Consider the following 25,619-nt stretch of genomic DNA (forward strand, 5'->3'; position numbering starts at 1 on the left):
CGACGGCGAGACGGTGGGGCGCCGACACGCTGACCGGGCGCCGCGCCGGTGCTAGACAGGGCAGGTCGACTCCGAGAGGACCCGCCATGACAGTGCCGTCGTTCACCTGCAGCCTCGTCGAGACCTCGCGCCTCACCACCAACGTGTGGTCGTGCGGGCCGGACGACGGCGTCCCGATCCTGCTCGTGCACGGCAACCTCTCGACGGGCGGCTACTGGCGCTACGTCGCGCAGGCCCTTGCCGAGATCGCCGACGACGTCCGGGTCATCGCACCCGACCTGCGTGGCTTCGGCCGCACCGAGGCGCTCCCGGTCGACGCGACCCGGGGCCTCGGCGACATGGTCGAGGACGTCCACGCCCTCCTCGACGCGCTCGACCTCGCCGACGAGTGCCGCGTCGTCGCCGCCGGCTGGTCCATGGGCGCCGGGGTGCTCGAGCAGCTCATGGTGGAGCACCCCGACGACCTCGCCGGTGTCGTCCTGGTGGCGCCCCTGTCGCCCCACGGCTTCGGCGGGACCGTCGACGCTGCAGGCACGCCCGCCTTCAGCGACGGCGCGAGCACCGGAGGTGGGGCCGCCAACGCCGAGTTCGTGCGCCGCCTCGCCGAGAAGGACGCCGGAGACACCGAACCGCAGAGCAGCCCCCGCGTCGTCATGCGCACCTTCTACGGACCGGGCGCCAACGCCGAGAACGTCGACGAGGACTTCCTCGTCGACGAGCTGCTCCTGACCCGGACCGGCGACGACTTCTACCCCGGTGACTCGACGCCGTCGGAGAACTGGCCGGGCGTGGCCCCCGGCACCCGCGGCGTGCTCAACACGATGGCGCCGACCCACTTCGACGCGACCGGCATCGTCGACCTCGAGCGCAAACCGCCGGTGACCTGGGTGCACGGCACCGCCGACCAGGTCGTCAGCGACACCTCGCTCTTCGACCTCGCGACCCTCGGCTCCCTCGGCGCGGTCCCGGGCTGGCCGGGCATCGACGTGCTCCCGTCCCAACCGATGGTGACCCAGATGCGGGCGGTCCTCAGGCGCTACGCGGCGGCGGGCGGCGCGACCCGGGAGGTGGCCCTCGAAGGGGTGGGACACGGCATACCCCTGGAGGTACCGGGGACGCTCGCCCGCGAGATCGAGTCGCTCATCACCGACTGATCCCAGCCGACGGTCGTAGGGTGCGAACCATGGACCTCGGACTGCACATCGCCAACTTCACCTGGAGCGGCGGCTCCTCCACCTTCGTCGACGACTTCCGACGCACCGCGAAGACCGCGGAGGACGTCGGCTTCGCCAAGCTCTCCGTCATGGACCACGTCTGGCAGATCGGCATGATCGGGCCGCCCGAGCACGAGATGCTCGAGGCCTACACGGCGCTCGGCTACCTTGCCGCGGTCACCGAGCGCGTCCAGCTGCTCGCCTGGGTCACGGCCGCCGTCTACCGCGAGCCGGGCCTGCTCGCCAAGGAGGTCACCACCCTCGACGTGCTCTCCGGGGGCCGGGCCATGCTCGGGATCGGCGCCGCGTGGAACGAGGAGGAGTCCGTCGGGCTGGGCCTGCCCTTCCCCGGCACCGCCGAGCGCTTCGAGCGCCTCGAGGAGACCCTGCAGATCTGCCTGCAGATGTGGAGCGACGACGACGGGCCGTATGCCGGCAAGCACTACCAGCTCGGCCGCACCCTCAACTCCCCGCAGTCCGTCCAGCGCCCGCACCCGCCGATCCTCATCGGCGGCGGTGGCGAGAAGAAGACGCTGCGCCTCGTCGCGCAGTACGCCCAGGCCTGCAACCTCTTCGACAGCCCCGACCTCGCGCACAAGCTCGAGGTGCTCCGCGGCCACTGTGAGACCCTCGGCCGCGACTACGACGAGATCGAGAAGACCGTCATGGGTCCCATCGACCCCGGCCCCAACGGCGAGAACGTCGACGCCACCCTCGAGCACCTGCGCGACCTCGCCGGTCTCGGCGTGACGCACGTGCAGATGGGCGTCGGCGACGGGTCGAAGACCGACGTGCTCGAGCTCATCGGCGAGCGGATCATCCCCGAGGCCGCCAAGCTCTGAGCCGCCCGCTGCCGTCCCCGACCGACGACCGTCGGTCGGGGACGACTGCCGTCGCCGCGTGTCTCCGCGGCGTGTCGCGGTCTCGCGTCGACCAACGGTCGTTCGTCGGCGACGAGGGCGTATGCCGGGTGGCTAGCTGAGGATGTCGCTGCGGCGGAAGCGGCGGTAGGCGAGCATCGTGAAGGCCACGGCCCAGACGAGCGACCACAGCGCGCCGTGGACCATGTCGGTCCAGTCCGGCGACACGGCCAGGGCGTCCTGCCAGGCCCGGGAGTAGTGACCGGGGAAGGCGTTGCGGTAGGGGTCGAGCGCGTCGAGCTGGTCGAGGATGTTGAACAGGATGCTGACGAGCACCGCGCCCCCGACCGCCGCGAGCGGGGCGTCCGAACGCGTCCCGATCCAGAAGGCGATGGCCGCGATGGGCAGCAGCGTCACGAAGATGTAGGCCATCGCGAGCGCGAGCCGGGGCAGGAACTGGCCCCACGTGAGGTTCTCGCCGAGCGGGTTGGTCAGCGGGTCCCACCCGTAGGCGATGCCGCCGACGAGCAGCCCCCAGGCCGGCAGGAGGATCGTCGCGAGCAGGGTCGAGGCGATGCCGATGGCGAGCTTGCTCGTGAGCAGGCGGGCCCGCTGCACGGGTGCGACGAGCAGGTAGCGCAGGGAGGACCACGACGCCTCGGACGGCACCGCGTCGCCGCAGAAGAGGGCGGCGAGCAGCACGAGCAGCAGCTCGGAGGCGAGGAAGACGAGCACGAGGCTGAAGTTGGCCGCGCCGCTCTGGGCCAGGTCGAAGATCCGTGTCGAGGCGCCACCGCGGCTGTTGCTCGAGCGCTGCCCGAAGGCGAAGGAGCCGACGAGGACGAGCGGCAGCGCGAGGAGCAGGCCGAAGGCCCACAGGGTGCGCCGCCGTCCCCACTGCCGGCGCAGCTCGGACCGCCACGACAGGGGGTCGCGCACCTGGCGCAGCTCGCTGCTCGAGCCGGCCGGGGCCGGCTCGATGACGTCGAGCAGCGCCTCGCCCGGCGCATGCCCGGTCGAGTGCTCGGTCGAGTGCTCGGTCGCGTGCTCGGGCGCCTCGGCTCCCGGGAGTCGGGGGGTCTGGCTCATCGCGCCCTCACCTGCCTCAGTCGTTCGACGAGGGACGCGCCCTCATCCCCGGGCTCGGCCGCCGCGCCGGGGGCGGAGGCCGAGGAGATGACCCCGAGGAAGACCTCCTCGAGGTGACGGCGGCTGCTGACCCCGATGACCGGCAGGCCGGCCGTCACGGCGGCCGCGACGACCTCGGCGCGGCCGCGGTCGGCCACGACGACGATTCGGGTCGGGGTGTCGACGCGCACCTCGGTGACGCCGGCCGAGGCCTCGAGGGCGTGCACGCCCGCGCTGACCACGTCGTGGTCGAGGTGCTCGGGCAGGTCGAGGATCGTCGTGTCGTCGCTGTCGACGAGCTCGGCGACGGGTCCCTGGGTGACGACGCGACCGGCGTGCATGACGACGACGTGGGTGCACGTCATCTCGACCTCGGCGAGCAGGTGGCTCGACACGACGACGGTGCGCCCGGTCTCGGCGTAGCGGCGCAGGATCGGTCGCATGGCGGCGATCTGGGGCGGGTCCAGCCCGTTGGTCGGCTCGTCGAGGATGAGCAGCTCGGGCAGCCCGAGCATGGCCTGGGCGATGCCGAGGCGCTGGCGCATGCCCTGGCTGTAGGACTTGACCGGCCGGTCGACCGCCCCGCCGAGGGCCGCGACGTCGAGAGCCTCGTCGAAGTGGGCGTCCTCGGGCGCACGGCCCGTCGCCGACCAGTAGGCCTCGAGGTTCTGGCGGCCGGTGAGGTGCGGCAGGAAGCCCGGGCCCTCGATGAGGGCGCCGACCCGGCCGAGCACGCGGGAGCCGGCGGAGACGGGCTCGCCGAGCACGTGGACGCTCCCCGCGTCGGCGGAGATGAGGCCCATGACCATGCGCATCGTCGTCGTCTTGCCGGCGCCGTTGGGGCCGAGCAGTCCGACGACCTGGCCCTTCTCGGCCCGCCAGGTCACGTCGTCGACGGCACGGTGGCCGTCGGCATACGTCTTGACGAGCCCTTCGACGACGAGCGGGACGTCCGCGAGGTCGGGGCGCGCCGGCAGGTGCAGGCGGCGCCGGCGGCGGACGGCCCAGCCGCCGAGCGCCGCGAGGAGCAGGACCACGAGCGCGCCGGAGGCGAGCAGGGTCTCGGTGTCGAGACCGCCGGCACCGGCCCCGCTGACCGCGGTGCCGGTCGCGACGGGCAGCGTCAGGGCCGACGCGCCGGAGATCCGGATGGAGCTCGGGGTGCGCGAGTTGGAGTAGGTGGACTCGGTGCTCGTCAGCAGCACGCGCCACCGGGTGCCGGCCGGCATGTCGTAGGTCGCGCCGGGGAGCGAGATCGTCACCGGCGTCGGACGGCCGGGCGTCACCGTGAGCCGGACGGGCGCGACGAGCGGGTTCGTCAGGGTCACGGATCCCCCGGTGACCCGCCACACCGAGGCGAAGAGCGTGACGTCGGGGCTGTCGGACGTGACGGTGAGGCGCATCGTGGGCGACCCGACGACCGTCGCGGCGGCGGCGGACGGCTCGGTGTCGAGGGCCGTCGACTGACCCGGGAGCGCCGCGATCTGGTAGGTCGACAGGCTGATCCCGAGCGCGGCGAGACCGGGCACCGCGATGAGCGACGCCGGCTGTCCGCCGGGCGGGTGCAGCAGCGCGCCCGAGGTCGTCGCCAGCGGCAGCTGGCGCGTCTGGAGGGGCGCCCCCGACAGGCCGGGGTATGCCGTGAGGGTGTGCAGCGTCGTGGGCTGACCCGGGCGGCCGGCCGGGGTGCCGTAGGTGAAAGCCGCTGTGGGCAGGGCGGATTCGCTCCTGCTCGCGGACGGCTTGTCGCGCACGTAGTGGTCGAGCCACGTGTAGGAGGCGTCGAGCTCCTCCGTCTCGTGCGTGCTGGCCGCGTCATGGCCGCCGTCGCTCCACCGGACGGCATACGGCGTGCCGCTGGCCGCGAGGGCCGACGCGTTGGCGTCGGCCTGGTCGAGACCGAAGAGCGAGTCGCCGACGCCCTGGACGAGGAGGGTCGGCGCCGTGACCGCGCTCATCGTGGCCTTGGGGCTGTGCGCCCGCAGGATCGCGGTCAGCTGCGGTGAGGCGGCGCCGGTCTCGGAGGCCTGGACGAAGAGGCGGCAGATCGTCGGGTCGAACCGGCCGCACCGGGCCGCGCTCGCGTCAGCCGCCGACTGGGCCGCCCCGGCCTGCGCGCCGCCGTCCTGCCCGCCGGCACTCCGGCCGCTGCCCCGCAGGGCCGAGAGGAAGAAGTTCGTGGCCCAGACCTGCTTGAAGGGACCGGCGACGTCGATCGGGGAGCGACCGGCGGCGGTCGTCGGCGCCCGGGTGAGCGCAGCCTGGGGGAAGAAGGCGTCGGCCAGGTCGTTCCACGTGACCGCCGAGACGACCCCGTCGACCCGCCGGTCGGCGCCGGCGAGCATGAGCCCGAGCGCCCCGCCGTAGGAGGCACCCATGACCCCGGCCCGTGGGTCGCCCGGGGCGTCGAGCTCGACGTCGGGCCGCGTGGCCGCGAGGTCGAGCAGCCTCCGGGCGTCGGCGATCTCGTAGGCGGGGTCGTTGAGGTGGATGCGTCCGCCGGAGGCGCCGTGGCCTCGGGCGCTCCACGCGATGACGACGTAGCCGCGGTCGTGCAGGTCGTTGGCCTGGCTCGTGACGGAGTCCTTGGTGCCGCCGAAACCGTGGGCCAGCAGCACGACCGGGTGCCTGCCGCTCGTCTGCGGCCAGATCGAGACGTCGAGGCGGACCGGGGTGCCGTCGGGTTCGGCGCCGACGGGGACCATGCTCGCCTGGGGAGTCACCGGGTCGGCGGCCGGCTGGAGGGCCGGCTGGACGGCCGGTCGGGCGGCCGGTGGCGGGGCCGCGAGCGCCGTGGCCGGCGGCGCGACCGACATCGCCAGGCTCGAGCCGACGACGAGCGCGGCGAGGAAGGAGGCCCGGACCGACATGCCCACATCACACCACGGGGTCGGCGTCGGACCGTCACCGCGTGTCCAGCCTCAGTCGCGCGTGGCCCGCTTCTCGAGGAGGTAGGCCACGACGATGCAGACGACGAGCACCATGGCCGGAGGGAGGAACCGGGCCGCTCCCTCGAGCCGCAGCCAGGCGTAGGGCGCCACCGAGAACTCGAAGAGCGACAGGTCGAGCAGGTAGCGCACGATCGGCAGCACCCCGAAGAGGAGCCCGACGACGCCGACGAGGTTGATGACGAAGCGTGTGCGGGCGCCGGTGTCGTCCGGCTGATGGGGCTGCGTCACGGTCACTCCTGCCCGTCGACGAGGTGCTGCTGGCCGAAGAGCCGGGCGGTCTCGCGAGCGGTGGGCGAGCCGGCGTCGAGGTCGGCTCCCGCGGCGACGAGGGCGCGGACGACCTCGTCCTCGCCCTTGAACATCGCCCCGGCGACCGGCGACTGGTCGCGGTCGTTGCGACGGTCGACGTCGGCGCCCCGGGCCACGAGGGCCGTGACCGTCTCGAGGTGGCCGTGGTAGGCCGCGAGCATGAGCAGGGTGTTGCCCGCCGGGTCCGGCAGGTCGACGGGGAAGCCGTGGTCGAGGAACGGGACGAGGTCGTCCGTGCGCCCGGCACGGGCCAGGTCCATGGTGACGGAGACGATCTGCTCCTGCTCCTGCTGTCGGGTGGTCGGCGACGGCTCGCTCATGGCACCAACCTACGGGTCCGGTCAGGCTGCTCGGCGACGGCCGGCGCCCGGGGCGCACCGGGCGCACCGGGCGCACCGGGCGCCGAGGCAGGACGGCCGCGGGGTGGGATGAGGGGCAAGGTGGGACACAGGGACGGTCGGGCCGGCCGGCCCGTGTTAGATACGTCCATGGCCACCACCACTCTCGGAGACACCACCGTCCACACCATCGGCGAGCTGCCGGCCGTGGGCTCCCCCGCTCCGGCATACACCCTCACCGGCACGAACCTGCGCGACGACGTCACGCTCCCCGAGGGCAAGCGCGTCGTCCTCAACATCTTCCCGAGCGTCGACACCGGCGTCTGCGCCGCGAGCGTGCGCCGATTCAACGAGCTCGCCGCGGGGCTCGACAACGCCACCGTCGTCTGCGTCTCGGCCGACCTGCCCTTCGCCCTGAACCGCTTCTGCGGCGCCGAGGGCATCGAGAACGTCGTGGCGGCGTCGTCGTTCCGGTCGGGCTTCGGCTACGACTACGGCGTGCGCATGGAGGACGGTGGCTTCGCCGGGCTGCTCGCCCGCGCCGTCGTCGTCGTCGAGGCCGACGGGACCGTCGCGCACACCGAGCTCGTCCCGGCCATCGGCCAGGAGCCGGACTACGACGCGGCGATCGCTGCGCTGGGCTGAGCGCCCTCCCCACCCGTGGTGGCGGACGGAGCGCCGCCACCACGGGTGAGGCCCCGGACGCTGCGGACCAGCAGCGGCCAGCAGCCGGCGAGCAGCATCCATGCCGCGATGCCGCCCATGAGGTCGGGCGTCGCGAAGCGGCCGCTCAGCGGACCGGCGAGGACGTTGCCGACCGGCAGCGCCACGAACGAGATGAGCACGTCCCACGAGGCGACCCGGGCGAGCCGGTCGTGCGGGACGCCCTGCTGCACGGCGGTCTGCCAGCCGACGTCGAAGTAGAGCAGCCCCGCCTGGGCGACGAGGCCCAGGGCCATGACCGTCCAGAGCCCGCCGGACCAGGCGAAGGCCACGGGGAAGAGCGGGAACAGGGCGAGCGACACGAAGGCCCAGAGCAGCATCCGCCGCGGCTGCACCCGGAGGGCGACGAGTCCCCCGACGAGACCACCGACGCCGAGCGCGGCGGTGACGAGGCCGAGCGCGTGGGCGCCCCCGAGGTCGCGCACCACGGTCACCTCGACGAGGACCACGAAGACGCCACTGGCCACGTGGAACATCCCCGCCGACACGAGACCGGTCCACAGCCAGTCACGGCTGCGGATCTCGCCCAGACCCTCGCGCACCTCGGTGAGCATCCGGCTGCGGGTCACCCCCGGCACGGAGCGAGCGCGCAGCCGCGCGACGCAGGCGGCCGACCACGCGAAGGTCAGGGCGTTGACGGCGAAGCCGGGCACCGAGCCGAACGCGGCGACGACGACGCCCGCGAGCACCGGCCCCGCCATCTGGGCGCTCGACTGCAGGAAGCTGATCGCGGCGTTGGCGGACTGCAGTCCCTCGCCGGGCACGATGAGCGGGCGGAGCGAGACGAACGCCGGGAAGAAGAACGCCCCGGCCCCGGACGTGACGGCGGCGAGCCCGGCGAGGACGGCGACGGGAGGGTCGCCGAGCGCGGCGAAGGCGACCGCTGTCGCACCGACCGAGGCCGCGCGGACGAGGTCTGCGACGACCATGATCCGGTGCGGGGTGACGCGGTCGGCCCAGACGCCACCGACGAGGGTGCAGAGCAGCCGTGCGACGACGCCGCTCGCGAAGATGATCCCGAGCTCACCCGCTCCCCCGCCCGAGAGGACGACCGCGACCGACAGGGCGATGGGGTTGAAGGCGTCCCCGACCCACGAGAGCCCCTGCCCGACGAGCAGGAGCCGGACGTCACGGATGCTCATGAGGTCTCGGAGGGTCATGGTCAGAGACCATAGTTAGACGTCTGATTATCTGTCAACGAATAGTCAAGGGGGATGCACGAAGACGCCCGGCGTCTGCGAGACTGAGGTCATGGCGAGAGCGCGGCAGGACTCGGTCGACCGTCACGTCGCCCGCTGGAGCGGCCTCCTCGAGGACATGGACCCCGAGGTCGAGGGTGCGGTGACGCGCATGCAGGCGATCACGAAGCGGCTCAGGGCCGGCCACCACGCGAGCTATGCGGGCACCGACGACACCATCGAGGACCACCACACGCTGCACGCCCTGATGATCCAGCCGTACCCGGAGGAGGCGACCCCGGCGCAGCTCGCCGATGCGTGCGGCGTCACCCGCGCGGCGATGACCTCACGCCTCGACCGGCTGGTCCAGCGCGGCCACGCGACCCGCGAGGTCGACCCGGTCGACCGTCGCCGCATCCTCATCCGACCCACCACCTCCGGGAGAACCTTCTGGGAGAAGGGGATCGAGGCCGGCATGGCTCGCGAACAGGCGGCCTTCTCGAGCCTCACCGCCAAGGAGCTCGTGGCGCTCAACGTCCTGCTCCGCAAGGTGGTGCTGCACCTCGAGGGTGACGGCTGAGCCGCGCCTCAGGGTGTGTCGTCGTCGACCCAGTCGAGGGTGCGCTGGACCGCCTTCTTCCACGTGCGGAAGAGACGCTCGCGCTCCTTCTCGTCGAGCTGCGGCGACCAGCGCCGATCCTCGCCCCAGTTCTCCCTGATCTCGTCGGTGCTGCGCCAGTAGCCGACGGCCAGCCCCGCGGCATACGCGGCCCCGAGCGCCGTGGTCTCGGCCACGACGGGTCGGACGACGTCGACACCGAGCAGGTCGGCCTGGAACTGCATGAGGGTCTCGTTGACCACCATGCCGCCGTCGACGCGCAGCTCGGTGAGCGGCACTCCCGAGTCGGCGTTCATCGCCTCGAGGACCTCGCGCGTCTGGAAGGCCGTGGCCTCCAGGGCGGCCCGGGCGACGTGGCCCTTGTTGACGAAGCGCGTGAGCCCGACGAGCGCCCCGCGCGCGTCGGGACGCCAGTGCGGCGCGAAGAGCCCGGAGAAGGCAGGCACGAAGTAGGCGCCACCGTTGTCCTCCACCGTGGCCGCGAGCGTCTCGATCTCCTTGGCGTCCTTGATGAGCCCGAGGTTGTCGCGCAGCCACTGCACGAGCGAGCCCGTCACCGCGATCGAGCCCTCGAGCGCATAGACGGGCCTCGCGTCACCGAGCTGGTAGCAGACCGTCGTCAGCAGCCCGTGGGTCGACGCGACGATCTCCTCGCCCGTGTTGAGCAGCATGAAGTTGCCCGTGCCGTAGGTGTTCTTGGCCGTGCCGACGTCGAGGCACGCCTGCCCGAAGGTCGCCGCCTGCTGGTCGCCGAGGATGCCGGCGACCGGCACGTCGATGAGGATGCCCGGCTTGCACGTGCCGTAGACCTCCGACGACGACCGGATCTCGGGGAGCATGGCGAGCGGCACCCCGATCGCCTCGGCGGCCGCGGCGTCCCACTGGAGCGTGCGCAGGTCCATGAGCAGGGTCCGGGAGGCGTTCGTGACGTCGGTGACGTGGATGCCGCCGTCGACCGCGCCCCCGGTGAGGTTCCACAGCAGCCACGTGTCGATGGTGCCGAAGAGCAGCTCGCCGGCCTCGGCCCGTTCCCTCGCCCCGTCGACGTGGTCGAGGATCCAGCGCGCCTTGGGCCCGGCGAAGTACGTCGCCAGCGGCAGGCCCGTCACGGCCTTGAAGCGGTCGGTGCCGCCGTCGCGCGCCAGCTCGTCGCAGATCGCCTGGGTGCGGGTGTCCTGCCAGACGATGGCGTTGTGGACGGGGCGCCCCGTCGACCGGTCCCAGACGACGGTCGTCTCGCGCTGGTTGGTGATGCCGACCGCCGCTACGTGGGTGGCGTTGAGGTTGGCCTTGCCGAGGGCGCCGCCGACGACGAGCCGGGTGTTCTCCCAGATCTCCATCGCGTCGTGCTCCACCCAGCCGGCCCGCGGGAAGATCTGCCGGTGCTCCTGCTGGTCGACGGCCACGACACGGCCGCGCCGGTCGAAGACCATCGCCCTGGTGCTCGTGGTGCCCTGGTCGATCGAGACGACATGGCTGCGCTGCTCCGTCGGCATGACCAGACCGTACCGTCGTGCTCGGCGGGGCGTCACGGGTCGGCGCCACGGCCGGCTGGCCCCGCACGACGGCACACGGAAGGTCCACGCGGCTCGATAGAGTGGCCTCCTCGGCAGCGACGGTGAAGGGAAACCGATGACGAGCCCAGTGCGGCTGGACGCGGAGTACCGGGCGAAGGCGTGGAAGCGTCTCGCCACCAAGCACTTCGACGTGCTGGTCATCGGTGGCGGGGTGACGGGCGGCGGGGTCGCCCTCGACGCGGCCACGCGCGGCCTGTCGACCGCCCTCGTCGAGCAGCGCGACTTCGGCTCGGGCACGTCGTCGCGGTCGTCGAAGCTCTTCCACGGCGGGCTGCGCTACCTCGAGCAGATGAACTTCGACCTCGTGCGCGAGGCGCTCAAGGAGCGCGAGCTCATGCTGAGCCGCATCGCCCCGCACCTCGTCAAGCCGGTCTCCTTCCTCTACCCGCTGACCAACCGCGGCTGGGAGCGTCCGTACGTCACGGCCGGCCTGACGCTCTACGACTCCATGGGCGGCGCCCGCTCCGTGCCGCGGCACAAGCAGCTGACCCGCACCGGCGCGCTCAAGCTCGCGCCCGCCCTCAAGCGCGACGCCCTCACCGGTGGCCTGCTCTACTACGACGCCCAGGCCGACGACGCCCGCCACACGCTGACGACGGTGCGCACCGCGGCGGCCTACGGCGCCACCGTCGTCGCCTCGGCCCGTGTCGTCGAGCTCCTCCGGGCCGGCGAGCGCGTCGTGGGGGCCGTCGTCGAGGACGTCGAGACCGGCGAGCGCACCGAGGTCCGCTCGAGCGTCGTCATCAACTGCACCGGCGTGTGGACCGACGACATCCAGACGATGGCCGGCGGCCGTGGCCGCTTCCACGTGCGGGCCTCCAAGGGCGTGCACATCGTCGTCGCGCGCGACCGGATCAACTCCGAGACCGGCCTCATCCTGCGCACCGAGAAGTCCGTGCTCTTCGTCATCCCGTGGGGCACGCACTGGATCGTCGGCACGACCGACACCGACTGGGACCTCGACCTCGCGCACCCTGCCGCGACGCGCGCCGACATCGACTACATCCTCGAGCACATCAACACCGTGCTCAAGGTGCCGCTGACGCACGACGACATCCAGGGCGTCTACGCCGGGCTGCGGCCGCTGCTGTCGGGTGAGAGCGAGGACACGAGCCAGCTCTCGCGCGAGCACGCCGTGGCCCGTCCGCAGCCGGGGCTCATCTCCATCGCGGGCGGCAAGTACACGACCTACCGCGTCATGGCCGCCGACGCCGTCGACGCCGCGCGCGAGGACATCGGCGGCGACGTCTCCGACAGCGTCACCGAGTTCATCCCCCTCTCCGGCGCCGAGGGCTACGTCGCCCTCGTCAACCAGATCGACCGCCTCGCCCGCCACCAGGGCCTGCCCGTCTGGCGCGTCACGCACCTGCTCGAGCGCTACGGCTCGCTCGTCCACGAGCTCTTCGCCCTCGCCGAGGACGACCGCTCGCTCTACGAGCCACTGCCCGGCGCCGAGGAGTACCTCACGGTCGAGGCGTTGTATGCCGCGACGCACGAGGGAGCGCTGCACCTGGACGACGTGCTCGCCCGCCGCACCCGCATCTCCATCGAGACTCCGAGCCGTGGGGTCGAGAGCGCCCGCGCCGTCGCGGACATCGTCGCGCCCGTGCTCGGCTGGGACGCCGAACGGGTCGAGGCCGAGGTGTCGGGCTACGCCGCCCGCGTCGAGGCCGAGCTCGAGTCCCAGAAGGAGCTCGCCGACTCGGAGGCCAACGCCGAACGGCTCAGCGCGCCGGACGTGCGCCGGATCCCCGTGAGTCGGGCGCCCGAGGGCTCCTGACGGCTCCTGACGGCAGGCGCCGGCTCGCGCTGAGGCTCCAAGGCTCGACAACCCTGTCAGGGACGGACGGCGTTCCTAGACTGGCTGGATGAGGACCCGACGCGGCGTGCCCGCCATCGCAGCAGCGCTGGCTGCCGTCGCGCTGCTGGCCGCCGGCTGCGGCACGCCCAACCCCGCGGCCCAGGCGCGGCTGGACGGGCACTCGACGGCCCACTCGACCGGGCACTCGACGGCCGACTCGACCGAGCACGCCGCCACGGGAGCGACGGGTCACGCGGCCACCCCGACGGCCACGGCCCCGCCGGCGGCGCTGCGCGCCGGCGAGACGATGCGGACCGTGACCTCACCGGTCTCCTACACCCCCGAGGCACCGACGACGGGCACCGACGACTACCGCTGCTTCGTCCTCGACCCGAAGCTCGCGCGGGACTCCTTCGTCACCGGCTTCGACATCGCGCCCGGGCAGCCCGCCGAGGTGCACCACGTCATCCTCTTCCGGGTGCCGCCGTCGGCGGCTGCCGCAGCACGGGCCAGGGACGCCGAGAGCGGTGGCCACGGGTGGACCTGCTTCGGCGGCACGGGGCTCGGCTCGCGGGGGGCCAGCCTCGACGACGCACCGTGGGTGGGTGCGTGGGCGCCGGGCGGCCGCGAGAACGTCCTGCCCGCCGATGTCGGCATCCCGCTCGAACGCGGCTCGCTCCTCGTCATGCAGGTGCACTACAACCTCCGCCACGGCGTGACGCCGGACCGGACGTCCGTGAAGCTGCGGCTGTCGTCGTCGACGCAGCTCAAGCCGCTCGAGACCATGCTCTACCCCGCACCGGTCGAGCTGCCCTGCCGTCCGGGCAGGTCCGGACCGCTCTGCGACCGCTCTGCGGCCATCGCCGACGTCACCGCGCGCTTCGGCGCCATGTCGGGGCCGATCGTCAACGGGCTGCTCCTCGTGTGCGACGGCACGATCATCCCGACGCCGGGTCCCACCCAGTCGTGCACCCGCAGGGTCGAGGCCCCGGCCACGATCCGCGCCGTCGCCGGCCACATGCACCTGCTCGGATCGTCGCTGCGCATCGAGCTCGACCCGGGGACCCCGCGGGCGCGGACCCTGCTCGACATCAAGGTGTGGGACTTCGACAACCAGGGCTCGGTCCCGATCCCGCCGACGGCGATCCGTCCCGGCGACTCCATCAAGGTCAGCTGCACCCACGACCAGGCCTGGCGCGACAAGCTGCCGGACCTCAAGGGTCTGCCGGAGCGCTACGTGGTCTGGGGCGAAGGCACCACCGACGAGATGTGCCTCGGCCTGCTCAGCGTCACCCGTCCCTGACGCCTCGACGGCGGGTGCCCGCAGGCACAATGGTCCGGTGACAGCTCAGACCACGGACGTCCTCGTCGTCGGGGGCGCCGGCGTCGACACCATCGTGCGCGTCGAGGCCCTGCCGGTCCCGTTCGCGGACTCGCACGTCGTCCCGCCGATCGACACCGTCGTGGGCCACACCGGGAGCGGCGTCGCGCTCGGCTGCCACCGCCTCGGGCTCGCCACACGGTTCGTCGACGTCATCGGTGACGACCACGAGGGCCGGATGCTGCTCGACCGCTTCGCGGCCGAGGGCCTGTCGTTCGACCACGTGGTGCACGAGAGCGGCACCCGACGCGCGGTCAACCTCGTCGACGCGGGCGGGCGGCGGATGTCCTTCTACGACCCGCGCCACCCCTACGACCTGTCTCCCGATCCCGCCCTCTGGCGTGGTGCGCTCGAGCAGGCACGGCACCTGCACGCGTCGATCATGCCCTGGACCGTGGCGGCCCTCGAGGACGCGACGGCCGCCGGGGTCACGACCTCGACCGACCTGCACGACTGGGACGGGCACCAGCCTCACCACCGTCCGTTCGCGTATGCCGCTGACCTCGTCTTCGTCTCGGGCTCGCGTCTGGCCGGGATCGAGGGCGACGTCGTCTCCGACGTGCTCGACCGGGGACGGGCCCGGCTCGTCGTCGTCATGGACGGCGCCCGCGGGAGCCGTGTGACGGTGCGCGACGGCGGCTCGTTCGCCGTGCCGGCGATCGACATCCCGGGTCGGCCCGCGGTCGACTCGAACGGTGCGGGCGACGCCTACGTCTCGGCCTTCCTCCACTCGTGGCTCGCGGGCGGTGACGCGCACGCGGCCGCGCGGAGCGGCACGATCGCCGGCGCATGGGCGTGCGGGACGCCCGGCACGCACTCGAGCCTCATCGACCCGGACGAGCTGGACCGGCAGCTGGCCGCACGACGGTGAGCGAGGGGCGGCCCCGGGAGGTCTCCCGGGGCCGCCCCTCGTTCCTGTCCGGCCCACCCGGCCGACGTCGGGCCGCCGTCAGGCGGGCGCGTCCGCCGACTGCTGCCCGGCGATGTTGACGAGCCAGCCGACCCCGAACTTGTCGTTGACCATGCCGAACTCGTCGCCCCACATCTGCTTCTCGAGCGGCATGGTCACCGTGCCGCCCTCGGCGAGGCCGTCCCAGAAGCGGCGCAGATCGTCCCCGTCGTCGCCGCTGAGACTCACGGTGATGCGCGAACCCTCCTCGTAGGGCATCCCCTCCGGGGTGTCCGAGGCCATGATGGTGTAGCCGCTCGGGGTCTCGAGCTGGGCGTGCATGACGTTGTCGGCGCCCGGGCCGGGCTGGCCGAACTCGCCGAAGGTCGACACGGTGAGCTCCCCACCGAAGACCGACTGGTAGAACTCCATCGCCGCTCGGGCGCTGTCCTTGAAACCGATGTAGGGGTTGAGGCGGGACGCCATGGCCGTGCTCCTCTCGATGGGGTTGATCCCCACCACCGTAGGACCGACGGCCGACCGGCACCGGCGTTTCAGTACGACCGACGCGAGCGGGCGGCGCCACGGTTGGACCCCAGCGGCGCCTGCGGCCGTCCGTCGTCGGTCGGGCCCAGTCCTCCCTGGCAGCCGGGACAGTAGAACATCGTGCGCTCCCGCGTGGGCTCCCCGATCATGGCGACCCGCACCGTCGTGCCGCACCGACGGCACGGCCGGCCGCTCCGGGCGTGGACGTAGTGCGCCTCGTCGAGCCGGTAGCTGCCCGTGCTCGACTGGACCGCGTGCCGGCGGCCGTTGTCGATGAGGCGGTGGGCCCGGGCCACGACCCGCTCGACCGTGTCGCGACCGAGCTCGTCGGCCGGCGTCCACGGTGGCACGCGCTCGAGGAAGAGCGTCTCGGCGCACCACATGGTGCCCACCCCGGCCAGGTTGCGCTGGTCGAGCAGCGCCTGCCCGACGGGGACGTGGCCGGCGACGACGTTGTCGACAGCGCGCGCGAGGTCCCAGTCCGCACCGAGGACGTCGGGTCCGAGGTGCCCCACGACGTCGGACTCCCGCGCGGTCGGGACGAGGTCGAGCATGCCGAGCCGCAGACCGAGGGCCGTCCAGTCGGCGGCCGCGACGAGCGCACGCAGCTGCGGGCTGCGGCGCCAGCGCGAGGCGAGTCCGGGCGTCGCCTCGACCCGCCACTGCCCTTCCATGCGCAGGTGCGAGTGGAGCGTCAGGCCGCCCTCGACCCGATGGAGCACGTGCTTGCCCCGGCTCACGACCTCGAGCGTCGTGCGCCCCGTCAGGTCCACGGTCGAGATCTCGGGCCAGCGCAGGTCGGACTCGACGATCTCGCGCCCCGCGAGCGCCTCGTTCAGACGGGTGGCGGTGCGCCACACGGTGTCTCCCTCGGGCACGCCACCTCCTCGTCTCGGGTCAACCGGGCGGGTCACGCCCTCGTCGTGCAGCGCCGCGGCGCCGTGGACCGTCGTGAGGACGGTCGACGCCATGGTCTCGCACCCCACGGCATACCCGGGCCGGTGGTGTGACGGTCGCGCCGGTGAGCGGGGGCGCGACGCGGCGCGGAGTCGACCGCCGCCCTGATCTCGCGGCTCAGCGGCGCAGGCGCAGGCCTCGGGGAGTCATGTGGAAGCCGGCCTGTGACAGCGCCTGGACGAGAGGGTGGTCCGAGCCCAGCACCGAGGCGCCGTCGGCCTTCTCGACGGTGAGCCGGCCGAGGGCGCCCTCGCGGACGGCGAGCGCCAGCGCGTCGGCGGCCGCCTGCAGGTGCTCGGGGTCGTCGGACCAGCACAGCATCGTCTTGCCGCCGCGCTCGACGTAGAGCACGAGCTCGCCGTCGACGACCACGACGAGGGCTCCGGCCTTGCGACCCGGCTGATGCCCCTTGCGCCGAGCGCCCTTCGGAGCCACCCCGTCGATGCCGTCGGGGGACGCCACCGGCTCGTCGTCGGCGGCGTCGGTGAGGCCGCGCTCGGGCCAGCCGATGGCCGCGCCGTACGGGTTGGCCGGATCGCTGGCGGCGAGGACGAGCGCCGGCGGACCGGTGCGCTCGCGACCGCTTCGGCCGCCCCGTCCGCCGCGGCCGGAGGCCGCCGACGCGGCCGGTGAGGGCGTGAGCCACTCGTCACCGTCGGCCCCCTCGACGCGCCCACCGCCGCCGTCGTCGCCACCGGGCAGCCGGGACATCGACCGCAGCCGGTCGACGGCGCCGGTCGAGGCGAACTGCGAGGCGCCGAGGCCCTCGACGAAGTAGCCGCGCCGCACCTTGCCGGCCTCCTCCGCCGCGGCGAGCACGCGGTAGACGGCGGCGAAGCCACCGGGAACGTCCTCGGTGACCACCGAGCCGCGGGTCAGCACCCCGTAGCGGTCGAGGAGCAGCTCGGCATTGGTCACGGCCCGTACGGTCGGGTCGGACTCGGCCGGCGGCAGAGCGGTCCACCGGCCGACACCGGTCGACGGCCCGGACCCGACGGCCCTGCCCGCAGCGAGCGCCTTGCCCGTCGCGGCCTCCTCCGCGGCCTCGACCTGAGCCGGACTCGTGCCTGCCAGGGGGCCCCGCAGGGAACCGAAGCGACCGAGCGAACCGCGCCGGCCGGCATACCTCGTCGAGCGGGGGCCGCTCGTCGTGCGCTTGTGGGCGGTGCGGCCCCCGGCGAGCAGGGCGCGCAGCGGCGCGATGGTGTCGTTCGTGATGCGGCCGGACCACAGCAGTGACCAGAGCGCGTCGTTCAGCTCGCCGTCGCCGAGACCGACCCGCGTCGAGAGGGCGCGGAAGAAGTACGCACCGCCGCCCTCGAGGGCGGTGAGGACGGCCTGCTCGTCATCGGTGAGCTCCACGGCCTCGGGTGGGGTCAGCGTCAGGTGGGCGGCGTCGGCGAGGTGCAGGCTGACCCAGCCGTCATCGCCGGGTAGCGAGCCGTGACCGCGCCAGACGACCTCGCCCGCGCTCATGACCTCGTCGAGCAGTGCCGGGCGGTAGTCGGCGACGCGGGCGGGCAGGACGAGCGACTCGACGGCACTCGCCGGGACGACCGCCCCGGTCAGCTGCTCGACGGCGCGCAGCAGTCCCTCGCGTCCGCGCAGCCCTCCGCCGACGCCCTGCCACTGCGGGAGGAACCGCGCGAGGTCGGGCTGGGCCACGGGCTCGACCTCGTGGCGCAGCGCGGCCAGCGACCGGCGACGGAGCAGGCGCAGCACCTCGGCGTCGCAGAACTCGGGACCGTGGCCACCGCCGTTCTCGGTGGGCAGCAGCTCGCCCTCGACGACCCGTCCCGCGGAGACGAGGCGGCGCAGCGCGTCGTGGACCACCGCCGGGCCGACGCCCCACCAGGACGCGACGGTCTGGACGGCGAAGGGCCCGTGGGTGCGCGCGAAGCGCGCGACGAGGTCGGCGAGCGGGTCGGGCACGGGGTCGAGGAAGGCCTGGGGCACGCCGACCGGCAGCGACGTGCCGAGGGCGTCCCGCAGCCGGGCGGCGTCCTCGATCGCGGCCCAGCGGTCGTCACCGCCGACCCGCACGGCGATGACCCGGCGCGCCGCCTCGAGCTCGGTGAGGGCGGCCTCGACGGCAGCCGGCTCGAAGCCCTCGGCCGCTCGGGCGACGACGTCGCGCACCGACAGCGGCCCGAGCACCCGGAGCAGGTCGGCGACGTCCTCGGCGTCACGGGCCCCGCGCTCGGGCGTCAGCCGCTGGAGCTCGGCCTCGGTGCGGGCCACCGCCTCGGGGTCGAGCAGGTCGCGCAGCGCGAGCGCCTCCCCCTGCCCGAGCAGCTCGGACAGCAGCGAGGGGTCGAGCGCGAGGGCCGCGGCCCGGCGCTCGGCCAGGGGCGAGTCGCCCTCGTAGAGGTACTGCGCGACGTAGCCGAAGACGAGCGACTTGGCGAAGGGGCTCGGCTGGCTCGACTCGACGTCGACGACCTTGACCGCGCGCGAGCGGATGTCGCCCATGAGCTCGACGAGCCCCGGCACGTCGAAGACGTCCTGGACGCACTCGCGCACGGCCTCGAGGACGATCGGGAAGCTGGGGTACTGGCTGGCCACCTCGAGCAGCTGCGCGGCACGCTGCCGCTGCTGCCACAGGGGCTGGCGCTTGTCGGGCCGGCGGCGCGGCAGGAGCAGGGCCCGGGCCGCGCACTCCCTGAACCGCGCTGCGAACAGGGCGGATCCGCCGATCTCCTGCGTGACGAGCTCGCTGACCTCCTCCGGCTCGAGCGTCACGAGCTCGACGAGCTGCTGGCCGATGGCCGCGCCGTCGTCGAACTCGAGGTCGGGCAGCCGGAAGACGATGCCGTCGTCGCCGTGCATGGCCTGGACGTCGATGCCGAACCGCTCGCGCATGCGCGCCGCGACGCAGAGGGCCCACGGCGCGTGCACCTGGCCACCGAAGGGCGAGAGCACGGCGACGCGCCAGTCGCCGATCTCGTCGCGGAAGCGCTCGACGACGATGGTGCGGTCGTCGGGGACGTGCCGCGTGGCCTCCTTCTGCTCGGTGAGGTAGCCGATGAGGTTGTCGGCGGCCCACTCGTCGAGACCGGCCGCGGTGACCCGCGCTCGGGCCCGCTCGGGGGTCAGGCCGACGATCTCGCGGACGAACGCGCCGAGGGCACGGCCGAGCTCGGCGGGGCGCCCCTGCTGGTCCCCCTTCCAGAACGGCAGCTTGCCCGCCTGTCCCGGCGCCGGCGTGACGAGGACGCGGTCGTGGGTGATGTCCTCGATGCGCCACGTCGACGTGCCGAGGGTGAAGACGTCGCCGACGCGCGACTCGTAGACCATCTCCTCGTCGAGCTCGCCGACCCGGCGACCGGGCCCCTCCCCGGAGGCGAGGAACACGGCATACAACCCCCGGTCGGGGATCGTGCCGCCGCTCGTGACCGCGAGGCGCTGGGCTCCACGGCGGCCGGAGAGCGTGTCGGTGACACGGTCCCAGACGATGCGCGGGCGCAGCTCGGCGAACTCGTCGGACGGGTAGCGCCCGGCGAGCATGTCGAGCGTCGCCTCGAGGACCGAGCGCGGCAACGAGGCGAAGCTCGCCGCGCGGTGGACGAGCGCCTCGACGTCGGCGACCGACCAGTCGTCCATGGCGCACATGGCCACGACCTGCTGGGCGAGCACGTCGACCGGGTTGGCGGGGATGCGCAGCGACTCGATGGCCCCGGCCCGCATGCGCTCGACGACGACGGCGGTCTGCACGAGGTCGCCGCGGAACTTCGGGAACATGACGCCCTGGCTGACCGCGCCGACCTGGTGTCCTGCGCGACCGACGCGCTGGAGGCCGCTTGCCACCGACGGCGGGCTCTCGACCTGGATGACGAGGTCGACGGCGCCCATGTCGATGCCGAGCTCGAGGCTGCTCGTCGCGACGACGGCGGGAAGGCGGCCGGCCTTGAGGTCCTCCTCGATGGTGGCACGGTGCTCCTTGCTCACCGACCCGTGGTGGGCGCGGGCGAGCACCGCCGGCGCCCCCCGGGAGGACCCGGCCTGGGCCATGACCTGGGCGGGCGGCTGCGTCGACAGGGCGGCGAGGCTCGGGACGGGGAGCCCCTCCTGCTCGGCGAGCCGCTCCTCCCAGATCTCGTTGAGCCGCGAGGTGAGCCGCTCGGCGAGGCGGCGGGAGTTGGCGAAGACGAGGGTCGAACGGTGGTCGGCGATGAGGTCGACGATGCGCTCCTCGACGTGCGGCCAGATGCTCGCCTGCGGCGCCTGCCCCGCGGCGGGGCCGGACAGGTCGGGGACGCCGGGAGAGATCTCGGCCGGGGCGCTGCCGAGCTCGCCCATGTCGGGGACCGGCACGACGACGTCGAGGTCCCACTGCTTGGTCGACTCGGGCTGGACGATCTCGACGGGACGCCCGCCCGCGAGGTACCGGGCGACCTCCTCGACGGGCCGCACCGTCGCCGACAGCCCGACCCGCTGGGCGGGCTTGGGCAGCAGGGCGTCGAGCCGCTCGAGGCTGAGCGCGAGGTGCGCGCCGCGCTTGGTGCCCGCCACGGCGTGGACCTCGTCGAGGATGACCGTCTCGACGCCCTTGAGCGCCTCGCGCACCGACGAGGTGAGCATGAGGAAGAGCGACTCGGGCGTCGTGATGAGGATGTCGGTGGGCGTGCGGGCGAAGGCCCGGCGCTCGTTGGCCGGGGTGTCGCCCGAGCGCACGCTGACGCTGATGTCGGGCGGCGGCAGCTCGAGCCGGGTGGCGGCGTGGCCGATGCCGACGAGCGGCGCGCGCAGGTTGCGCTCGACGTCGACCGCGAGCGCCTTCATCGGCGAGATGTAGAGCACGCGGCAGCGCTCGAGCCGCTCCTCGGGCACCGGCGCGCTCGCCATCCGGTCGATGGCCCAGAGGAAGGCGGAGAGCGTCTTGCCCGAGCCCGTGGGCGCCACGACGACGGTGTGGTGACCGGAGCTGATCGCGTCCCACGCGCCAGCCTGCGCGGTCGTGGGCGCGCTGAAGCTGCCCCGGAACCACGCGGCGGTCGCCGGGGAGAACCGGTCGAGCACGTCGGCCTGCTTGCCCTTTGCCATCGGGGCCAGCCTGCCATCCCGCACCGACATCCCCCAGCCGCCCCGAGCCCGCGGCTCGTGCCGCGGGCGGGTGGCCCCTCAGTCGTGGTCGTGGAGCACGAGCACGGGGCAGTGTGCGTGCTCGGAGCACGCCGAGCTGACCGAGCCGAGGAGCAGACCCGCGAAGCCACCGTGGCCCCGGCTGCCGACGACGAGCAGCGAGGCACCCCGGCTGGCCTCGATGAGCTCGGTCCGGGCCGGCCCGTGCACGACGACGGGCTCGAGCCCCTCGGGACGGTCGGCCCCGAACACCTCGTCGAGGGTCTCGGTCAGGACCGTCTCGGCGTCGACGTCGGGCCGCCAGTCGACGTCGACGGGCGCGTTGAAGCTCGGCGGGTAGTCCCACGCGGTGACGGCCTCGATCCGGCTGCCGTCGGTCGCGGCGAGGCGCGCGGCCCAGCGCAGCGCCTGCTTGGAGGACTCGGACCCGTCGACCCCCACGACGATCCGGCCACGGGCCGTGCCGCTCGTCGGGTCGGTCGCCGTGCCGCTCGTCGGGTCGCTCGTCGGGTCGCTCACCGGGTCGCTCGAGGTCTCGCTGGGCTCGGTCATGGGGTGCCGCCTCTCGTCTCCTCCAGCCTCGCGTGAGCGGGGACGGCCGCACAGGGCCGTTGGTCCCCTGGTCACCACACGGCATACGACCCGCCCGAGGTCAGCTGCGGCGCAGCCCTCGCTGGGCGGCGGCGACGGTCAGGAAGGGCCACACCGGGAGCAGGGGCGCGAGGTAGGCCCCGGCCGCGTGGTAGACGTCGGGCCGCCCGGGCCAGACGGCCCCGCCCTCCCCGAAGTCCTCGTCCAGCTCGTTGACCCAGCTCCCCGTGGGGGTGACGAAGTGGGCGGCCGCGTGGTCCCAGAGACGGCGGTACCACCGCTCCCACTCCTCGTCGCCGGTGATGGCGCGCAGCGACGCGGTCGCCTGGATCCCCTCGCAGACGGGCCAGTGCAGGCGCACGGTCGAGACGGGCCGACCGTCCCAGTCGACGGTGTAGACGAGGCCCTCGCGTCCGTCGACGCCCCAGGCACCCAGCGCCGTCCGGGTCAGCGCCTGGGCGGCCTCGAGCACCCACGCCGGGGTCACGACCCGCGGCGACGCGTGCAGCCCGCACAGCAGTCGCGCCCACTCGAGCGAGTGGCCGTACGTCGCACCGTAGGGACGGAACGGGTGGTCGGGGTCGTCGCGGTTGTAGTCGGGCAGCTCACGCCATTGCGCGTCGAAGTGCTCGGGGATGAGCCAGCCGTGACTGCGGGCGTGCTCGACGACGCGCTCGCAGATGCGCAGGGCCCGTGCGTGCCAGCGGTCGTCGTCGGCGGCGTCGCCGAGGGCCAGGAACGCCTCGACGGCATGCATGTTGGCGTTGGCCCCGCGGTAGGGCTCGGGGTCGCCCCACGTCGCGTCGAAGGACTCGCGCAGGGCGCCGGCCTCCTCGTCCCAGAACCGCTCCTCGACGACCCCCGCGGCCAGCGCCGCGAGCCGCGCGGCGCCCGGGGCACCTGCTGCCAGCGCCGAGCTCGCCGCCAGGACGACGTGCACGTGCTCGTATGCCGTCTTGCGCCCGTCGCGCTCGAGGGTGCCGAACCAGCCGCCGGCCTCCGCGTCGTGGAACGGTCCGGAGAGGGAGGACAGGCCGTGGTCGAGCAGGCGTCCGGCACCCGGGATCCCGAGCACCGAGGCGAGACCGGCGACGTGCGTCATCCGGGCCGTGAGCAGCAGCGTCGGTCGGCGGCCCGGCATCGGCAGCCCGTCGCCGCCGAGGTAGGCGAACCCGCCGCCGGGCAGGACGCTCGGCAGGACGAACTCGATCATCCGCGCGAACCGGTCCTCGGCCCATCGCTGGTGGCTCGGGCGCTCGACCCACGGCCGGCCCGACGCGTCCGCCGTCGGCGTGTCCGACGCCGTGCCCGGAGGCGTGTCCGACGCCGTGCCCGGAGGCGTCGACGGTGGGGGCACGGGCGAGAGGGGTGCGGTCATGTCAGGACGCCCTTCGGGAGACGGCGGTACGGATGGCGGGAGCGGCGGCACACTCGGCGAGGAAGCCACCGACGAAGGTGTCTCCGAGACCCACCGTCGTCGGGTGCTCGACCTCGACGACGGGCACCGGGACGCAGGCGACGCGGGCCCCGCCGAGCACCGACAGGCCGGTGACGAAGCGCGTCGTCGCCTCCTCGACCGGTGCGTTTCGGACGGAGTCGACGTCGGCCGCCGACGCCGTCGAGCCGTGGGCGTAGCGCGCGGTCGCGAGGGCCACCCCGGTCGCGAGCGCCGGCGCGACGTGCGAGGCCGCGGCCCCGACGGCGAGCGCCCAGTGACGGGAGTGCACGACGAGGACGGGCACTCCGGCGGCGGACGCGACCACGGTCACGGCGTCGAGCACGTCGGCGGCGTCGAGGAGGTCGACCGGACGACCCACGACGACGGAGAGCTCCTCGTCGCTCAGGCTGTAGACGTCGACGAGCCGGGTGAGGTGACCTCGAGCGACCTCGGCCAGGTCGAGCTCGTGGTAGCCGGCGTCCTCGTAGAACACGAGGGCATCGGGACGAGCGCCCTCGATGCTGCGCTCGACGGTCTCGAGCCGGGAGCGCAGGTCGGGCAGGGTGCGCAGGGCGTTGAGCCCCGAGACGAGGAAGACCGACGCCCCGGCCACGGCCTCGTCGAGGTCAGGGCTGAGCGCGATCCGCTCGTTGGCGGGGTCGTTGACGTAGATGATCCGGTTGGCGCGCGCCGCCACGAGGTCGAGGCGGTCGGTGCGCAGCCGGGCACCGGAGGGGTACTGCAGGATGAGGTGCGGATACGTCGGTTCGGTGCTCTCGCCGACGAGGTGACCGGTCCCCGGTGGCAGCAGGGCCCGCACCTGGTCGTCCACGAAGGACAGGTGGACGGTGGCCTGCTGGCCGAGGCGCTGCATCGCCGCGGCGGCCCGCACGCACGTGCCTCCGAGCGAGGTGACGCCGGTGAAGCGGGCGCAGAACGTGGTGATGACGTCAGGGTCCTCGACGCGGCGCTCGCCGCCGGCGCCGTGCGCGAGGTAGCCGAGGATCGAGGCGACGAGGTCGCGCTCGGTCCGGATGGGCCCGACGCCCCCGAGGTCGTCGGGACCGATCCCGTGGTGCCGGGCCAGCTCGCCCAGCACCACGGCATCCCAGGTGACCTCGCGGTCGACCGCCGCCCCGAACCCGAGGACGACAGGAGGAGTGCTCAATACAGTGCGGCCTTCCCGGTCGCGTTGAACAGCTCGATCTTGTGCGCAGCCGTGGCCTTCATCGCGGCGAGGCACGGCGGCTGGATCGAGTTCGGCTCCCGCAGCTTGGTGTCCGCGAGGACCTCACGCATCTTGTCGTGGTAGGCCACCTTGATGTCGCTGCTGATGTTGATCTTGGCGATGCCGTGGGAGACCGACTTGGCGATCTCCTCGTCGGGGTTGCCGGAGCCGCCGTGCAGCACGAGCGGGATCGAGACCTTGGCCTCGATCTGCTCGAGCAGGTCGAGCTTGATCTCGGGCTTCATCCAGTCGGGGTACAGGCCGTGGCACGTGCCGATCGCGACGGCGAGGCTGTCGACGCCGGTGAGCTCGACGAAGCGGACGGCGTCGTCGGGGTCGGTGTAGATGATCGAGTCGGTGCCGGCCTCGGCCTCGTCGTCGGTCTTGCCGATGGTGCCGAGCTCGGCCTCGACGCTGACGTCGACGGCGTGCGCGGCCTCGGCCACCTTCCGGGAGATGGCGACGTTGTCGTCGAAGGGCTTGAGCGAGGCGTCGATCATGACGGAGGTGAACCCGAGCTGGATGGCGCGGATGGCCTCCTCGTAGCTGGCGCCGTGGTCCCAGTGGATGGCGACGGGCACGGTGGCGCGACGGGCGCGGCTCAGAGCGGAGCTGAGGAAGTCGGAGCCGACGTGGCTGACCTCGTCGGGGTGGATGGCGATGATGAGCGGCGACTCGGTCTCCTCGCTGATCTCGAAGATGCCCTTCATCATGGCGTGGTCGCTGATGTTGAACGCCGGCACCGCGAAGTGGTTCTCACGGGCGACCTGGAGGAGCTTGACTCCGTTGACGAGCATGGGGGTGCGTCT

At 73.4% G+C, this 25,619-nt stretch carries 20 protein-coding genes; 7 read left to right on the top strand and 13 right to left on the bottom strand.

The window, feature by feature from the left end; translation table 11 throughout:
* The first annotated feature begins 86 nt into the window (after positions 1–86).
* Together TAE01_RS06460 and TAE01_RS06465 are read left to right on the top strand one after the other, a co-directional pair.
* Complete coding sequence (locus tag TAE01_RS06460; RefSeq protein ID WP_147064624.1) at positions 87–1,154, top strand: alpha/beta fold hydrolase; 1,068 nt, start codon at positions 87–89, stop codon at positions 1,152–1,154.
* Positions 1,155–1,183: 29 nt separating this feature from the next.
* A complete protein-coding gene (locus TAE01_RS06465; protein ID WP_147064627.1) occupies positions 1,184–2,056 on the top strand; it encodes an LLM class F420-dependent oxidoreductase in 873 nt (290 codons plus the stop codon).
* Between the two features lie 132 nt (positions 2,057–2,188).
* Here TAE01_RS06465 and TAE01_RS06470 read toward each other — a convergent pair whose 3' ends face one another.
* Genes TAE01_RS06470 through TAE01_RS06485 form a run of 4 tightly spaced genes read right to left on the bottom strand, consistent with a single transcriptional unit; the run spans position 2,189 to position 6,782 of the window.
* Positions 2,189–3,163 (bottom strand): DUF2705 family protein, encoded by a 975-nt coding sequence (locus TAE01_RS06470; protein WP_246111181.1) that lies wholly within the window; start codon positions 3,161–3,163, stop codon positions 2,189–2,191.
* Positions 3,160–6,072 (bottom strand): alpha/beta fold hydrolase, encoded by a 2,913-nt coding sequence (locus TAE01_RS06475; RefSeq protein WP_246111182.1) that lies wholly within the window; start codon positions 6,070–6,072, stop codon positions 3,160–3,162. The genes TAE01_RS06470 and TAE01_RS06475 overlap by 4 nt, the downstream gene beginning before the upstream one ends.
* Positions 6,073–6,123: 51 nt before the next feature.
* Entirely contained in the window at positions 6,124–6,381 is a 258-nt protein-coding gene (locus TAE01_RS06480) for a hypothetical protein (protein ID WP_147064631.1), read from the bottom strand.
* Positions 6,382–6,383: 2 nt separating this feature from the next.
* Positions 6,384–6,782, bottom strand: coding sequence for an ankyrin repeat domain-containing protein (locus TAE01_RS06485; protein ID WP_147064633.1), 399 nt, complete (start codon positions 6,780–6,782; stop codon positions 6,384–6,386).
* Positions 6,783–6,950: 168 nt separating this feature from the next.
* Between TAE01_RS06485 and tpx the strand changes: the two genes are divergently transcribed.
* Positions 6,951–7,445, top strand: a complete 495-nt coding sequence (gene tpx / locus TAE01_RS06490; protein WP_147064635.1) for a thiol peroxidase — start codon at positions 6,951–6,953, stop codon at positions 7,443–7,445.
* Here the strand turns inward: tpx and TAE01_RS06495 are convergent.
* Entirely contained in the window at positions 7,415–8,683 is a 1,269-nt protein-coding gene (locus tag TAE01_RS06495) for an MFS transporter (RefSeq protein ID WP_147064637.1), read from the bottom strand. The two genes, tpx and TAE01_RS06495, sit on opposite strands and share 31 nt — an antisense overlap.
* A gap of 91 nt (positions 8,684–8,774) precedes the next feature.
* Here TAE01_RS06495 and TAE01_RS06500 point away from each other — a divergent pair, with 91 nt between their 5' ends.
* Positions 8,775–9,281: a MarR family winged helix-turn-helix transcriptional regulator gene (locus tag TAE01_RS06500; RefSeq protein ID WP_147064639.1), complete on the top strand. Its 507-nt coding sequence runs from the start codon at positions 8,775–8,777 to the stop codon at positions 9,279–9,281.
* Positions 9,282–9,289: 8 nt separating this feature from the next.
* Here the strand turns inward: TAE01_RS06500 and glpK are convergent, their stop codons facing one another.
* The gene (glpK, locus tag TAE01_RS06505) at positions 9,290–10,816 is read right to left on the bottom strand and encodes a glycerol kinase GlpK (protein WP_147064641.1); all 1,527 of its coding nucleotides are present in this window, start codon (positions 10,814–10,816) and stop codon (positions 9,290–9,292) included.
* Between the two features lie 136 nt (positions 10,817–10,952).
* On the opposite strand from glpK, the gene TAE01_RS06510 reads away from it, so the two are divergent.
* From TAE01_RS06510 to TAE01_RS06520, 3 genes are all read left to right on the top strand, one after another.
* Complete coding sequence (locus tag TAE01_RS06510; protein ID WP_147064642.1) at positions 10,953–12,677, top strand: glycerol-3-phosphate dehydrogenase/oxidase; 1,725 nt, start codon at positions 10,953–10,955, stop codon at positions 12,675–12,677.
* 88 nt (positions 12,678–12,765) lie between these two features.
* Entirely contained in the window at positions 12,766–14,001 is a 1,236-nt protein-coding gene (locus TAE01_RS06515) for a hypothetical protein (protein WP_147064644.1), read from the top strand.
* 37 nt (positions 14,002–14,038) lie between these two features.
* Entirely contained in the window at positions 14,039–14,950 is a 912-nt protein-coding gene (locus tag TAE01_RS06520) for a carbohydrate kinase family protein (RefSeq protein ID WP_147064646.1), read from the top strand.
* Positions 14,951–15,028: 78 nt separating this feature from the next.
* Here TAE01_RS06520 and TAE01_RS06525 read toward each other — a convergent pair whose 3' ends face one another.
* The 7 genes from TAE01_RS06525 to TAE01_RS06555 form a co-directional block, all read right to left on the bottom strand.
* Positions 15,029–15,454, bottom strand: a complete 426-nt coding sequence (locus TAE01_RS06525) for a VOC family protein (RefSeq protein ID WP_147064648.1) — start codon at positions 15,452–15,454, stop codon at positions 15,029–15,031.
* Between the two features lie 68 nt (positions 15,455–15,522).
* Positions 15,523–16,392 (bottom strand): DNA-formamidopyrimidine glycosylase family protein, encoded by an 870-nt coding sequence (locus tag TAE01_RS06530; protein WP_147064899.1) that lies wholly within the window; start codon positions 16,390–16,392, stop codon positions 15,523–15,525.
* 196 nt (positions 16,393–16,588) lie between these two features.
* Positions 16,589–21,514: an ATP-dependent helicase gene (locus TAE01_RS06535; protein ID WP_147064650.1), complete on the bottom strand. Its 4,926-nt coding sequence runs from the start codon at positions 21,512–21,514 to the stop codon at positions 16,589–16,591.
* Between the two features lie 78 nt (positions 21,515–21,592).
* Positions 21,593–22,105: a universal stress protein gene (locus TAE01_RS06540; protein WP_147064652.1), complete on the bottom strand. Its 513-nt coding sequence runs from the start codon at positions 22,103–22,105 to the stop codon at positions 21,593–21,595.
* A 100-nt stretch (positions 22,106–22,205) separates the two neighbouring features.
* A complete protein-coding gene (locus tag TAE01_RS06545; protein ID WP_147064655.1) occupies positions 22,206–23,522 on the bottom strand; it encodes an AGE family epimerase/isomerase in 1,317 nt (438 codons plus the stop codon).
* Position 23,523: 1 nt separating this feature from the next.
* A complete protein-coding gene (locus tag TAE01_RS06550) occupies positions 23,524–24,750 on the bottom strand; it encodes an ADP-dependent glucokinase/phosphofructokinase (protein WP_186815072.1) in 1,227 nt (408 codons plus the stop codon).
* Positions 24,747–25,607, bottom strand: coding sequence for a ketose-bisphosphate aldolase (locus TAE01_RS06555; RefSeq protein WP_147064659.1), 861 nt, complete (start codon positions 25,605–25,607; stop codon positions 24,747–24,749). The genes TAE01_RS06550 and TAE01_RS06555 overlap by 4 nt, the downstream gene beginning before the upstream one ends.
* Positions 25,608–25,619 lie beyond the last annotated feature (12 nt).

The organism is Terrabacter aerolatus, assembly GCF_007991735.1.
Taxonomy (GTDB): Bacteria; Actinomycetota; Actinomycetes; order Actinomycetales; family Dermatophilaceae; genus Terrabacter; species Terrabacter aerolatus.

Coding starts and splice junctions, on each gene's coding strand:
- TAE01_RS06460 (WP_147064624.1), top strand. CDS start 87: ATGACAGTGCCGTCGTTCACCTGCAGCCTCGTCGAGACCTCGCGCCTC.
- TAE01_RS06465 (WP_147064627.1), top strand. CDS start 1,184: ATGGACCTCGGACTGCACATCGCCAACTTCACCTGGAGCGGCGGCTCC.
- TAE01_RS06470 (WP_246111181.1), bottom strand. CDS start 3,163: ATGAGCCAGACCCCCCGACTCCCGGGAGCCGAGGCGCCCGAGCACGCG.
- TAE01_RS06475 (WP_246111182.1), bottom strand. CDS start 6,072: ATGTCGGTCCGGGCCTCCTTCCTCGCCGCGCTCGTCGTCGGCTCGAGC.
- TAE01_RS06485 (WP_147064633.1), bottom strand. CDS start 6,782: ATGAGCGAGCCGTCGCCGACCACCCGACAGCAGGAGCAGGAGCAGATC.
- tpx (WP_147064635.1), top strand. CDS start 6,951: ATGGCCACCACCACTCTCGGAGACACCACCGTCCACACCATCGGCGAG.
- TAE01_RS06495 (WP_147064637.1), bottom strand. CDS start 8,683: ATGACCCTCCGAGACCTCATGAGCATCCGTGACGTCCGGCTCCTGCTC.
- TAE01_RS06500 (WP_147064639.1), top strand. CDS start 8,775: ATGGCGAGAGCGCGGCAGGACTCGGTCGACCGTCACGTCGCCCGCTGG.
- glpK (WP_147064641.1), bottom strand. CDS start 10,816: ATGCCGACGGAGCAGCGCAGCCATGTCGTCTCGATCGACCAGGGCACC.
- TAE01_RS06510 (WP_147064642.1), top strand. CDS start 10,953: ATGACGAGCCCAGTGCGGCTGGACGCGGAGTACCGGGCGAAGGCGTGG.
- TAE01_RS06515 (WP_147064644.1), top strand. CDS start 12,766: ATGAGGACCCGACGCGGCGTGCCCGCCATCGCAGCAGCGCTGGCTGCC.
- TAE01_RS06525 (WP_147064648.1), bottom strand. CDS start 15,454: ATGGCGTCCCGCCTCAACCCCTACATCGGTTTCAAGGACAGCGCCCGA.
- TAE01_RS06535 (WP_147064650.1), bottom strand. CDS start 21,514: ATGGCAAAGGGCAAGCAGGCCGACGTGCTCGACCGGTTCTCCCCGGCG.
- TAE01_RS06540 (WP_147064652.1), bottom strand. CDS start 22,105: ATGACCGAGCCCAGCGAGACCTCGAGCGACCCGGTGAGCGACCCGACG.
- TAE01_RS06545 (WP_147064655.1), bottom strand. CDS start 23,522: ATGACCGCACCCCTCTCGCCCGTGCCCCCACCGTCGACGCCTCCGGGC.
- TAE01_RS06555 (WP_147064659.1), bottom strand. CDS start 25,607: ATGCTCGTCAACGGAGTCAAGCTCCTCCAGGTCGCCCGTGAGAACCAC.